Annotated in this window: 11 protein-coding genes; 9 read left to right on the top strand and 2 right to left on the bottom strand. The window is 42.7% G+C overall.

Annotated elements, in window-relative coordinates; all coding sequences use genetic code 11:
* Nucleotides 1–51: 51 nt before the first annotated feature.
* On the bottom strand, nucleotides 52–855 hold the full coding sequence (locus ADIAL_RS03680) for a substrate-binding domain-containing protein (RefSeq protein WP_197017755.1): 804 nt from the start codon (nucleotides 853–855) through the stop codon (nucleotides 52–54).
* Between ADIAL_RS03680 and ADIAL_RS11435 the strand changes: the two genes are divergently transcribed.
* The 9 genes from ADIAL_RS11435 to ADIAL_RS03635 all read left to right on the top strand — a co-directional run bounded on the left by ADIAL_RS11435 (nucleotide 811) and on the right by ADIAL_RS03635 (nucleotide 12,103).
* Complete coding sequence (locus ADIAL_RS11435) at nucleotides 811–1,266, top strand: alpha-amylase family glycosyl hydrolase (RefSeq protein ID WP_197017754.1); 456 nt, start codon at nucleotides 811–813, stop codon at nucleotides 1,264–1,266. The two genes, ADIAL_RS03680 and ADIAL_RS11435, sit on opposite strands and share 45 nt — an antisense overlap.
* Before the next feature lie 188 nt (nucleotides 1,267–1,454).
* Nucleotides 1,455–2,789 (top strand): ABC transporter substrate-binding protein, encoded by a 1,335-nt coding sequence (locus ADIAL_RS03670; RefSeq protein ID WP_034300191.1) that lies wholly within the window; start codon nucleotides 1,455–1,457, stop codon nucleotides 2,787–2,789.
* 102 nt (nucleotides 2,790–2,891) lie between these two features.
* A complete protein-coding gene (locus ADIAL_RS03665) occupies nucleotides 2,892–3,752 on the top strand; it encodes a carbohydrate ABC transporter permease (protein WP_034300188.1) in 861 nt (286 codons plus the stop codon).
* Nucleotides 3,752–4,597: a carbohydrate ABC transporter permease gene (locus ADIAL_RS03660; protein WP_034300186.1), complete on the top strand. Its 846-nt coding sequence runs from the start codon at nucleotides 3,752–3,754 to the stop codon at nucleotides 4,595–4,597. The genes ADIAL_RS03665 and ADIAL_RS03660 overlap by 1 nt, the downstream gene beginning before the upstream one ends.
* 118 nt (nucleotides 4,598–4,715) lie before the next feature.
* Entirely contained in the window at nucleotides 4,716–5,399 is a 684-nt protein-coding gene (locus tag ADIAL_RS03655; RefSeq protein WP_034300183.1) for a DUF624 domain-containing protein, read from the top strand.
* Nucleotides 5,400–5,416: 17 nt separating this feature from the next.
* On the top strand, nucleotides 5,417–7,756 hold the full coding sequence (locus tag ADIAL_RS03650) for a glycoside hydrolase family 31 protein (protein ID WP_231492074.1): 2,340 nt from the start codon (nucleotides 5,417–5,419) through the stop codon (nucleotides 7,754–7,756).
* A gap of 277 nt (nucleotides 7,757–8,033) precedes the next feature.
* Nucleotides 8,034–9,098 (top strand): bifunctional glycosyltransferase family 2/GtrA family protein, encoded by a 1,065-nt coding sequence (locus ADIAL_RS03645; protein WP_034300181.1) that lies wholly within the window; start codon nucleotides 8,034–8,036, stop codon nucleotides 9,096–9,098.
* Nucleotides 9,099–9,343: 245 nt separating this feature from the next.
* Nucleotides 9,344–10,492, top strand: coding sequence for a plasmid pRiA4b ORF-3 family protein (locus ADIAL_RS03640; protein WP_034300179.1), 1,149 nt, complete (start codon nucleotides 9,344–9,346; stop codon nucleotides 10,490–10,492).
* Nucleotides 10,493–11,425: 933 nt separating this feature from the next.
* Nucleotides 11,426–12,103, top strand: coding sequence for an N-acetylmannosamine-6-phosphate 2-epimerase (locus tag ADIAL_RS03635; RefSeq protein WP_034300176.1), 678 nt, complete (start codon nucleotides 11,426–11,428; stop codon nucleotides 12,101–12,103).
* A gap of 11 nt (nucleotides 12,104–12,114) precedes the next feature.
* Here the strand turns inward: ADIAL_RS03635 and ADIAL_RS11520 are convergent.
* Nucleotides 12,115–12,463: hypothetical protein (locus ADIAL_RS11520; RefSeq protein WP_034300174.1), on the bottom strand; the 349-nt coding region annotated here is incomplete at its 5' end.

Here is a 12,463-nt window from a genome sequence, read left to right as displayed (position 1 = left end):
GCTATAGATCAGAGGGAGTACAAATCCTTTCTTATTCATTTATTAGACAGGTCAAAACCCCTTCAAATACCCGACAGTTTGACGAATGATCAGCTCGGTAGTAAGTTCAGCTGCTTCATCAGAGTTCTCTTCGAATTTTTCCAGCTTACCGATCAGCTGGCGTGCTGCCTGTTCACCCATCGGCTGAATGGGCTGACGGATGGTGGTGATTTCCGGCTGTGTCAAGCTGGCGATCATCTGATCATCGAAACCTAAAATAGATAGACTGTCAGGAATGGGTATACCTAACCGGCCTGCTTCACTGACCATCCCGGCTGCAACTTCATCACTGTTAGTAAAGAAAGCTGTTGGACGGTAGGGGCAGTCCAGATCCAACTCTTGAATCAGTCGGCGTCCGTCGGCGATGGAACGGACTTCAGTATAGTAATGTAGAGGATCAAAGCGGCAATCATGTACTCTGTGTGCATTTAAAAAGCCAGTAAAGCGGTCATCCTGTTCGATTTCCTTTTTTGCGGTACAGTAGGCAATCTTTCTGTGACGATGCTGAAGCAGCAGATCCGTCCCTTCATAGCTGGCTTGTTCTTCGTCTATGCCGATAACAGTCTGCCTGGTCTGTCCCCGATATCGGTTGCACAAAACGATTTTACCTTCTAAAATCAACTGATCGATCAAGGGGGTCGTTGCTTCCAGATTGGTAATGATCAGTCCGTCCAGTTGGTTCTTCTGAATAAGTTCAACGTAAAAATGCTCAAGTTCCGCCCGTCCGCGAGTCTGCAGAATAACAAGCCGGTAGTTCAGTGCCGTTACGGTATGCTCGATGGCATCAACCAGGTAGGCAAAGAGTGGAGCGACCAAGAGCAGGCAGGTTTTACCAGTAAGGAAGCAGCCTGGCTGAAGGTGAATTCCAATTTTAAAGACCTCAATGCCGCTCACCAGAAAGAAGACAGCCAGTCGGTCCTGAACCACTACAAGGAACTGATCCAATTGCGGACCCGTAGCCGCTGGTGTGGTTTAATTGTCTACGGGAATTTCGAGCCGTATCATACACCCGGCAAACCTTTGATCTGTTTTCGACGGGTGTTGGGCGAAAAGCGCCTGCTTGTGGCTGTCAATTACTCTGATCAAAAAGTGTCTCTTGCTTATGACCGAAAGTTCTCAGGCCTGATCCACTCCAACTACAGCGACGCCACACCGTTTGCTTACAATACATGTGAGCTGAGGCCCTATAAGGCTGCGATTTTTCTGCCAGCAGCCAGAGCCGAATGATAAACCTCTATATCATATGTCCGCTCTCTCAAAATAAAGCGTAGTGTTTATATTAGAGTAAAATGTTAACGTTATCATTTTGGCGTAAATGGATTGCTTATTCCTATTCTTTGCTATATATTAACTTTGTATACACTTACATGATTATATGTGAGTTAAAAATAAACAAATAAAAGGGAGGAAATATAATGTTCAAACGCAATTATTTTTACAAGGGTCTATTGCTTTTTTCTGCAGCTGGGCTGCTTGCTGCCTGTGGAAACGAGGGGGATATTCCGGGTACAGACGGCGGCAACGGTAATGGAGATGACGGCAATGGCAACGGGGCATCCGGTGAAGACATAAGTTTGACAATCATGCAGGGTAAAGTCGAATTCAATAGCCAGTTTAATGATCTGGCTCAAATGTATATGGACGAGAACCCGAATATCTCGATCGACATCACATCTGTCGGAGGAGGCACCGATTATTTCACACAGTTAACAACCCGTTTCTCAGCCGGCGATGAGCCGGATATTTTCAGTGTAGCGGGGCCAAATGAATTTGAGCAGATGGCAGAGTATTTGTCTGACCTTTCCGACACGGAAGCAGCAGCGGCTGCTCTGGAGGGTACGCTTGATGACGTCACCGAAGACGACGGGACCGTGACGGCGCTGCCATACAACCTGGAAGGTTACGGCTTTATTTACAATAAAGATGTTTTTGAAGCAGCAGGAATCGATGCTGAAGAAATCAGTACCTATGAAGACCTGGAAGAAGCGGTCCAGACAATTGACGGAAATCTCGACGAGCTGGATATACAGGCTGTGTTTGCTTTCCCTGGTGCTGAAGCCTGGGTGCCGGGCAACCACCTGTCCAACGTCTTCCTGGCACATGAATTTGACGAAAGCGTCAACGAAGCGTATGCAGCTGATACTGTAACCTTTGAAAGAGGAGACGAATTCCAGCGCATGCTTGATCTTCAGGTAGATTATTCTATCGAACCTGTTTTGAGCCTGGACTACTCCCAGCAAGTGGAGGAATATTTCTCACTAGGTCAGGTAGCCATAATCCAGCAGGGAAACTGGGTGTATCCAACTCTCGAACAGATGGATCCGGACTTTGCTGAAAACAGTGTCGGCATGATCCCCATTCCACTGGAAGGGCACGAAAATCACCTGCCTGTTGGGATTCCGAACTACTGGGGCGTGAACAGCAACAGCGATGATGCAACCGTTCAAGCAGCGAAAGATTTCCTAGACTGGATGTATCTGTCCGATGAAGGAAAGGACTTTGTCATTAACGAATTCAACTTTATTCCTTCCTATGAAGGCTATGAAGACATGGACATCGCTGATCCGTTGTCACAAATTGTTTATGATTATTCAGAAAGAGGGGAAACCATCGGTTGGGTATTCAATGGCTATCCGACAGGCTGGACCAACAATGAATTCGGTCCGAATATACAGGCTTATATCGGAGGCGAAATGAGCTGGGATGAAATGATTGATAACTCTATTTCAGCTTGGGAATCTCTTCAGTAAATTTTGGGAAAGGAGCCATATATTGTGTGTTTATATGGCTCCTTTTTTACTTAAAGCAGGACCTGTTAAAGCTTAGTATCAATGCATGAAAGGAATGATTTTATGAAAAATAAAGAATTAAGCTTCTGGCTGTTTATTACACCGGTCATATTAAGTTTGTCCCTGGTTGTTATTCTCCCGGTGTTTATGGGGTTCTTTTATTCCTTTACGGACTGGAACGGACTAGGATTCAATAATTTTATCGGACTGACGCACTACCGTCGTCTACTGGAAGACAGTCAGTTCAGGCAGTCCTTGTGGTTCACCTTTCGTTTTGCTTTTGTGAGTGTCATCGTTTTGAATGTCATGGGGTTGAGCCTGGCGGTTCTGGTGACCAGTAAGCTGAAATCTAGAAATTTATTAAGAACGGTGTTTTTCATGCCTAATCTAATTGGTGGACTAATTTTAGGATTCATCTGGCAGTTCATTTTTATCCGGGTCTTTGCAGCTTTAGGAAACTTTACAGGCATAGACGGGCTTATGGGCTGGCTGTCTACACCAACAACGGGATTCTGGGGACTAGTGATCCTGATGGTCTGGCAGCAGGCTGGGTACATTATGATTATCTACATTGCTTATTTGCAGGGCATACCCAAGGAACTGATTGAGTCGGCCAATATCGATGGGGCTACGCCTTTCCAGAAATTCCGTTTCATTATCTTTCCTTTAATTGCACCTGGCTTTACTGTTTCCATGTTTTTGACTTTGTCCAGTTCTTTTAAAATATATGATCAGAATTTATCGCTGACCGGTGGGGGACCGTTCAACTCCACTCAGATGGTCGCCATGAATATTGTCGACACAGCCTTTTCCAGCAACCAGATGGCTTATGGACAGTCCAAAGCGGTTGTTTTCTTCTTTATCGTCGCTTTGTTTTCATTGACTCAAGTTTACTACAATAAGAAAAGGGAGGTCGATCTGTAATGGATAAGGGAAAAGCACAAAGTTACCGGGCCCGGGAAAACCGGAAGTACCTGATTCTTGAGATCCTGGGCATTCTGCTGGGGCTGGTATGGATTTCTCCTTTTTACCTGATGCTAGTCAACAGTTTTAAAGTCCCAAGAGAAATATTTGCTAATGTACTGAATTTTCCCAGCGCATTTAATTTTGACAATTATGTCGTGGCGTTCGATGACTTGAACTTTATCCGGTCATTTTTTAATTCACTTTTGATCACGCTGGTCAGTGTCGGCGTTATTATTCTTTTTTCATCGATGGCCGGTTATGCTCTGGCAAGAAACAAAAGTCGTTTAAGCAGCTTTATTCTGCTTACTTTTGTTGCAGCTATGCTGATTCCTTTTCAGTCGGTTATGATTCCGCTAACAGCTAATTTTGGTCGCGCTGGTATGCTGAACCGGGCTGGACTGATTTTTATGTATTTGGGCTTTGGTGGCAGCTTGGCTATTTTCCTCTACCACGGAGCGATGACGCGGATTTCCACTTCACTGGATGAGGCAGCTATTATCGATGGAGCCAACAAGTTCCAGATATTTTTCCGCATCGTTTTTCCATTACTGAGTCCAATATCAGTCACAGTTGCTATATTAAATGTGATCTGGATCTGGAACGATTACCTGCTTCCGTCACTAGTTTTGAGCCGTCGAAATGAAACGATACCGATTCGGATGTTTTATTTCTTCGGACAGTATACACGGCAGTGGCACCTTGCCCTTGCAGGCTTGACGATTGCCATTCTTCCAGTCATCATTTTTTACTTTAGTGCTCAGAAGACCATTGTTGAAGGGGTGACTGAAGGAGCAGTCAAGTAAGCTGACATCTGTTGCAAAGACTGCTTTTCTGTTCAGCTTTTGAGCAGGCGAGCGGTCTTAATCTTTTTATTGAGACAGTTATGCTATTATTACTTTATATACAAAGGAGTCGAGGCCATTGGGCGGAAAAGTATATCTGGCCATTAATGAATTTTCCAAGTTGCTGCTGCAGCTGATTGTTTTAAATGTTGTCTGGTTTGTCATAAATATGCCTTTTATGGCGACCATGATTCAAATCGGGCTGTCAACTGAAACCAGTCAGCTTTATATTCTACTGACTTTAGTAAGTCTGCTTTTACCTGTCCTATTTTTCCCCAGCTTGCAGGCACTGATTTCCAGTACTAGAAAGCTGGTCAAGAATGACGGCAGTTTCAGTTTTTCTGATTTCTTCCGAAGCTTCTTTTCTGGGTATAAAAACAGCTTTGTCATTGGGATGTTTTATGCTGGACTAATGACGCTTGCCGGTAGCCTGGTCTATAGTCTAAGGGACAGTCATTTTATTTTCTGGTTACTGCCCGTCGTGGTCATTTTTTATCTTAATCTGGCAGCATTCAATCTGCTGTACTTTGACGCCCATTATGACATGCCACTTAGCTGGAAATTCAAACAGGTGATGGTCCTCATTTTGACAAAGCCGGTTTTCTCTTTGCTGAATTTTGTTTTCTTCATCGGTATTCAGTACATCATATTTTCTTTGAGCGTCATTATCTTCATCCTGTTCGGCACCGCAGTAACAATTTATTCTACCTACTATCTGTTTTTATGGAAACTGAAAAAAATCAAGAACCAGCAAACACACTAATAGAAGAGGGGATACATATGAAAAAAGAAGCATTAATGCCAGGAAAGGAACAAATCATACAAGGGAAGTACTACCGCTTCACCCTAATCACAGAAAAACTGATCCGCATGGAATATTCTCAGACCGGCTATTTTGAGGACCGGGCGACGCAGCTCGTCAAGCATCGGGGACTGGGAGAAGTCGAGTATGAGCTTAAAGAAACAGAGCATACACTTGAAATCACAACAAGGACTTTCCACCTTAAATACATCAAGGAAAAAGAGTTCTCGCCAAGAAATCTGCACATCGATGTGCGCTATAACTACTCCAATTACACGAACCGCTGGTATTACGGGCAGTCAGTCGATACACTTAAAGGAACGTTAAGAACCCTGGACCGTGTTGACGGCCATGCTAAGCTGGAGGAAAGTATCATTTCCGAGTTCGGCTATGCTGCTTTGAATGATTCTAAATCCTTTATTTTTGACGAAAAAGAGGTAATTGGGGTTAAAGACAATCCTCACACAGATGTATACTTTTTTGCCTATGGACGTAACTACTTAGAGGCTATTCAGGATTTTTACCGCCTGTCCGGTTTTCCGCCACTCCTGCCCAGATATGCTTTGGGGAACTGGTGGAGTCGTTACTGGAAATATACGGAAGAGTCTTACTTGAAACTGATTGATCGCTTTGAGGCGGAAAAGATTCCACTGTCGGTGAGTGTCATCGACATGGAATGGCACAAAACCGATGTTCCAAGCAGGTACGGCAGTGGCTGGACGGGTTATTCCTGGAATCGGGATTTTTTCCCTGATCCTAAGCGTTTTCTGTCTAACCTTCATGAACGGGGCCTGGCGGTGACCTTGAACGTTCACCCGGCAGATGGAATTCGAGCGTTTGAAGACCCGTACGAAACCGTAGCGAGGCGTCTTGATTTGAATCAGGTAATTGAGGAACCGGCCCAGTTTGATCTGATGGATGCGGATTTTAGAGCAGCATACTTTGAGGATGTCCATCATCCCCTTGAAGAGGAAGGTATCGATTTCTGGTGGATTGACTGGCAGCAGGGAGAGTACAGCTCCAGCGACATTGATCCGCTCTGGCTTCTGAATCATTATCATTTTCATGATTTAAAAGACCGTGGGGAGAAGGCATTGATTTTATCCCGCTATGCTGGCCCAGGCAGCCACCGTTATCCGATTGGCTTTTCGGGAGATTCCATGATAACCTGGGACTCTTTAAATTTCCAGCCGTACCTGACTTCAACCTCGTCCAATATCGGTTATACCTGGTGGAGTCACGACATTGGGGGGCATTATCGAGGCTACAAAGACGAAGAGCTGGTCCAGCGCTGGTTCCAGTTCGGTGTCTTTAGTCCAATCAATCGCCTTCATAGCTCGAACAGTGCTTTTTCAAGCAAAGAACCTTGGAATTACAGTGACCCGGTCAAAGCCAATATGACTAAATTTTTACGTCTGAGACATGCGCTGCTGCCTTACTTGTATACAGCGAATGTTCTGACCCATGAAAAAGGCATTCCGCTAGTCCAGCCTGTCTACTATCACTATCCTTTTGAACAGCAGAGTTACGATATCAAGAACGAATATTTCTTTGGAAGTGAACTGCTAGTCCTACCGATCACTTCTAAAAAAGATGATGAGACTCTATACGGCAGCGATGTTATATTCTTCCCTGAAGGGTACTGGTTTGATATTTTTTCCAATCGTCGCTATAAAGGAAATGCCAAACTTCAGATTTTCAGAAAGCCTGAGGACATGCCAGTCTTCGCTAAGGAAGGTGCAATTATCCCGCTGGATGCCAGGCCGACAGAAACGGTCAACGGCGAACTTCCGGAAGAAATCGAATGGTTGGTCTACCCTGGAAAGTCCAATGGGTATAGTATGGTTGAAGATCAGAACGGTTTTCGTATGAATTCGGACTTTAGTATGAACATTAATGAGCAGTCAATCTGTATGAACATATTTGGAGACCGTCAAATCATGCCTAAAGGACGCCGGCATACGATTCATTTTAATGCTTCAGAGCCGGTCACGATTCTACACATAAAAAACGGAAAGTTGATTAATAAAACCTATTCAAAGGAGCTCAATCGGACATCGATTACGGTAGAGTGTCGCCTTAACTGCAACCTGGAAATCTTTTTCGAAGGATTCAGTGCTGTGGGAGAGCAGGACATCAATCAGGAACTTTTTGAGCGTTTGAACATTGCCCAAGTTGGCTATTTTCTAAAAGATCACTTGTATGAAGAGTTTAATAAGGATCTGGAAGAATACAGCTTACTGGCTATGATCAACGAGCTAGAGGAAGAAAACCTCAGCCGGTCATTGTTTGAACTGCTCTATATAAAAAATAGTTAAGTACCTTGAATCGATACAGACAATATAAATTTAGAGCCCTCTGTGCCTGACATGCCCGGCAGTTGGGAGTTATGACCCTCTGACTCCTGACCACTTGTTTGATTCAGTGGTTAGGAGGTTTTTTTGTGCAAGCAAAACGTCCCAAATTGGGTTTAAAACATGAGTGTTCTCTATGTTTTAACCCAGTAAAATATGCTATGATGATAAATATAACCAGTAAGTTGATAAATAAGCTAAAATCATTGACAAAATACAACAGACAGTTGAGAGGTCCTTTATGAAAAACTGTGTTATCGTTATTCCGGTACTTGATCCGGAAGAAAGCTTTTTTGAATATGTCAAATCTTTAGTCAGCGAAGAATTCCTATCGGTCATCATCATCAACGACGGCAGCAGCGAAGAAAGTGCAGAGCTATTCACTCAGTGTGCAGGACTCAAAAGCGTTAGGCTTCTTCAGCATGTGGTTAATCAAGGAAAAGGGCGGGCGCTCAAAACGGCTTTTGACTACATATTAAAAAACGAAGAGTTGTCTCAGGCAGAGGGAGTTATTACTGTAGATGCAGATGGTCAGCACCGACTAAATGATGTTATACATATTTGTGAGGAACTGAGAAGCAGGCAAGAAACTTTGATCCTCGGCAGCCGCTCTTTTTCAGGCAGTCAGGTCCCCTTCAAGAGTCGACTGGGTAATACGCTGACGAGTAAAGTATTTCAACTTTTCTACAACCGCAAGCTCAAGGATACTCAGACAGGTTTGCGAGGGCTGACTCTGGATATTCTGCAGTATTTTGTGAGTTTAGAAGGCGAACGCTTTAGTTATGAAACAAATATGCTGATTGAAGCAGTGCGGAAAAAAATGACCATATCTGAATGTACAATCGAGACGATTTATATTAATGACAATCAAGGAACTCATTTCAGACCTTTGAAAGATTCTCTAGAGATCTACTGGCTCCTTGTAAAAAATTTTGTTGCTTTCATGAGTGTGTCTTTATCTTCGTTTTTAATCGACATTTCACTTTTCCAAGTATTTATTCTTCTTCTGGGTATACTGCCCTCTAGCCGCCGTATTCTACTGGCTACTATAATAGCTCGAGCAGGGTCTTCCTTGTACAATTATCTGATGAACCGGTCTATTGTGTTTAAAAGCAAGCAGAGCTTTAAACAGACACTTTTCTTTTATTATGCTTTGGTCGCTGTCGAAGCGCTTGTGTCAGCATATGGAGTCAGCCTGTTATTTGGGTTGACTGGCTTACGTGAGCTGTATTTGAAGATATTGACGGATGCCTGTATCTTTTTTGTCAGCTACCGGATACAGAAATTTTTGATTTTTAGGGACTGATCCCCTTTATTTGGTACGTTTCAACTGCCGTGCCGGATAACTTATTTTTTGATGACGAAAAGTCTGTCGCCTGTTTGGCTTCAGACTTTTTTGTTGCCTTCCAGTATAAAGGTAGGCATAAGGGCTCTCTTATGGTTAAAGCCAGTTGTTGCACACCAGTATCTGTCTGGACTTAGAATTCCGCAGTTTTTTCATCCTGCTGCATGTTATACTATCGGTACAGATTATTTCGGAGGAGTGAGGACGTGCATTTTTTTCTAACAAAAAAATTGTTAAAGAAATTTAGAAATGCGGAGAAGACTACAAATGAAGCGAACAGCACGGTGCAGTTCAATGCTCATCTGGAGGAAGAAAAACCACTATCCCCTTTTTACTGCTGGCACGGTAATGTGTTTGAAATTGATCAGAATGAATGCGTTGTTTTGACAAATGACAGTCACGGGCTGACACTGATTTTTCTTAATCCCTACGACGAAGATTATAACGAATTTGGAGATCATATATCAGAGGCTCTGGACCGGACGATGCAGCGCTTAGGCTTTTCTGACCAGTCAACCCATTTGTTTTTTGCTGCCTTCGAGAACTATAGCGCCAGTGCCGGGAAAGACTTGACACTTATAGGTAAAAATATTGCTTCAGCACAGCGAGTAAAAGACTATGCCTACTTGCTGAACGATGATGACTGCTTTCAGGATGCCTGGTCTTTTGAGGTCAACACCCTTTATGCTGGCAAAAGGAAGAGTACTAATGCATTGGGGTTATTTAAATATCAGTGTCATGAGCACTTGACTGCATTGAAGTTGAATATTTGGATGGCGGAGATTGAAGTGCGCCTCAAACTGACTGGTCAAAATGATATTATCCGAATAATTGACATCCCCATGCACGTTTCGTACAAGGCTCTACATTCAATTATTCAGACCGTTTTCATGTGGGAAAACAACCATCGACACCAGTTTATCATGGAAGATGGCCTGCAATTGACTGACTCAGAGCAGCTGTATTTGGCAAGGCAGCTGTACTATGATATCGAAGAAGACAGTGAGCCAGAAGAAGCGTATCTTCTGGCTGATCTGATTGGTTATGATGACAACAGACATTTTTCTTATGTCTATGATTTTGGTGACTACTGGGAACATCAGGTGTATGTGAGAAGAATGTGGACTCAAGAAACTCCCGCACAACCGAAACTGAAGATGATGATTGGAGACCCAGTACCTGAAGACATTGGTGGAGAAGCAGGGTATGCGTACTTTATGGAAGCCCTTAGTAGTCCAGACCACACCGATCATGAGCAGTTTGCGCTTTGGAATAAGGCTTTCAGCAAGAAAAAGCAGCTCTTTAATAGCGTAGACGTACTGAACAGTCGTCTAAGCACATTCGGGTTGGGCTGAATATAGTTAAAGGGGGCAGACACTGTAAAGGGTTCTGCTCCCAAATTATGAAAAAAATGTGAAGGAGACATGAATAAAATTCGCTTTGTAGTGATACTTTATAACGCTTGTTTATAATAGGTCTAATTTGTTTATCCTGAATTCGGCTCATTTGAATGATTCAGAGACAATCAAGTTAATTTAGAGTTAATGTATTATTTTATATTGAATAAAATTATGAATAAAATTCAGTAATAAGTATATATATTTTAGCTGAGTATAGAGAACAGATCAAATAAAAAAGTGATCTGCCGTAATATATGAGAGTATTTTAATTTATTTTTCGATTATTAATACATATGTTTTAGTTTGAAATACTATTGTAAAGTAAGTAAAGCTTATATATTAGTACAAAAATATCTTATTTAAATAAAAAATAGTTACTAAGTTTATTTTTTTGTTTTAATCTATAATTTTTTAATAATATTTCTAGTAAAAATATAAGTATTTTGATTGCATTTTTACTTGATTAGGATTAGAATATGGTTAATTCAAAAACAACCAATCACTCCTCGCAGCTGCACTTTAAAACAGTCAGTAGTGGATATTAATGAATATTAAATGTCGTTATTTTAACCTTAGGTGACTAAGTAAATGAACTAGGGACATTCGTTTTTATCGACACTGAACCCACCAGACAGCTTACCCGCTTAATCATCCTTGTTTATTTTCTGTTTTACCCGTTTATAAACTTCAAGAAATCCCCCAAGTTTACTGAAGGAACTTCGACCCTTGTTTACTGGTCAAGAATCCTCTTCCATGCAAGGGTCATCTTTCATTGTATTAGTTTATTAACTGCCTAGGAAATAGGGAGGCGTAAGCCTTTGACCGGGCAGTTTTTTATGTTAACTTTTAAATAGTTTATACATAACACATAGGGGAGGAAGCATGAGGATGCTGGATAAAATTAAAGGCGGGCTTGTGGTTTCCTGTCAGGCTCTTGAAGACGAACCACTGCATAGTTCTTTCATAATGGGTAAGATGGCCAAAGCCGCTGAAATGGGAGGAGCTGTAGGGATACGAGCGAATTCCCAAGAAGATATACTGGCAATAAAAAAAGAGGTCTCTTTGCCGATTATAGGTATTGTCAAAAGAGACTATACAAACTCGTCTGTCTATATTACTCCAACGATGAAAGAAATCGATGAACTGATGACCGCTGGCTGTGATATGATTGCTTTGGATGCAACCAGTCAAAATCGTCCTTCAAATCAGACACTAGCTGAATTTGTTGAAGCCATACGAGAGAAATATGGTAAAATCCTTCTAATGGCAGATACCGCTACTTTAGATGAAGCGATAAAGGCAGAGCAGCTTGGATTTGATGTTATATCAACAACTTTAGTTGGCTACACAAATTATACAAGAAGCCGTGATATTTTCCAGGATGATTATAGACTGATGAAGCAATACCTGACTCATATCAATGTTCCGGTCATAGCAGAAGGGAAGATAGACAGTCCTGAAAAAATGAGGGTGTGCCTGAATCTGGGAGCTCATGCTGTAGTGGTAGGTAGCGCAATTACCCGTCCTCAAAGGATCACACAGGCTTTCACTGATTTCATAGACTAATTAGCATCGGATTAAACAGGTTTCGTAACGAGAGAATATTGTTTAACTCCAGAGGAACTGTGCGTGAGTTGCACTGGAAAAAGGGTTTGCGCGGCATCTCGAGAAGAATAGGCCACGAGTTGCGCTGGAAAAAGGGTTTGCGCGGCACCTTGAGAGAAAATGGCCACGAGTTGCGCCGGAAAAGGAGTTTGCGCGGCACCTTGAGAGAAAATGGCCACGAGTTGCGCCGGAAAAGGAGTTTGCGCGGCACCTCGAGAGAAAGTGGTCACGAGTTGCGCCGGAAAAGGAGTTTGCGCGGCACCTCGAGAGAAAGTGGCTACGAGTTGCGCCGGAAAAGGAGTTTGCGCGGCACCTCGAGAG

This window comes from Alkalibacterium sp. AK22, from assembly GCF_000585255.1.
Classification (GTDB): Bacteria; Bacillota; Bacilli; order Lactobacillales; family Carnobacteriaceae_A; genus Alkalibacterium.
Note: the sequence above shows the minus strand (reverse complement) of the source record. Positions and strands in the feature narration are given on the sequence as shown.

Excerpts from the sequence above, each read along its gene's own strand:
- ADIAL_RS11435 (WP_197017754.1), top strand. The coding sequence starts at position 811 with ATGCTCGATGGCATCAACCAGGTAGGCAAAGAGTGGAGCGACCAAGAG.
- ADIAL_RS03670 (WP_034300191.1), top strand. The coding sequence starts at position 1,455 with ATGTTCAAACGCAATTATTTTTACAAGGGTCTATTGCTTTTTTCTGCA.
- ADIAL_RS03665 (WP_034300188.1), top strand. The coding sequence starts at position 2,892 with ATGAAAAATAAAGAATTAAGCTTCTGGCTGTTTATTACACCGGTCATA.
- ADIAL_RS03660 (WP_034300186.1), top strand. The coding sequence starts at position 3,752 with ATGGATAAGGGAAAAGCACAAAGTTACCGGGCCCGGGAAAACCGGAAG.
- ADIAL_RS03650 (WP_231492074.1), top strand. The coding sequence starts at position 5,417 with ATGAAAAAAGAAGCATTAATGCCAGGAAAGGAACAAATCATACAAGGG.
- ADIAL_RS03645 (WP_034300181.1), top strand. The coding sequence starts at position 8,034 with ATGAAAAACTGTGTTATCGTTATTCCGGTACTTGATCCGGAAGAAAGC.
- ADIAL_RS03635 (WP_034300176.1), top strand. The coding sequence starts at position 11,426 with ATGCTGGATAAAATTAAAGGCGGGCTTGTGGTTTCCTGTCAGGCTCTT.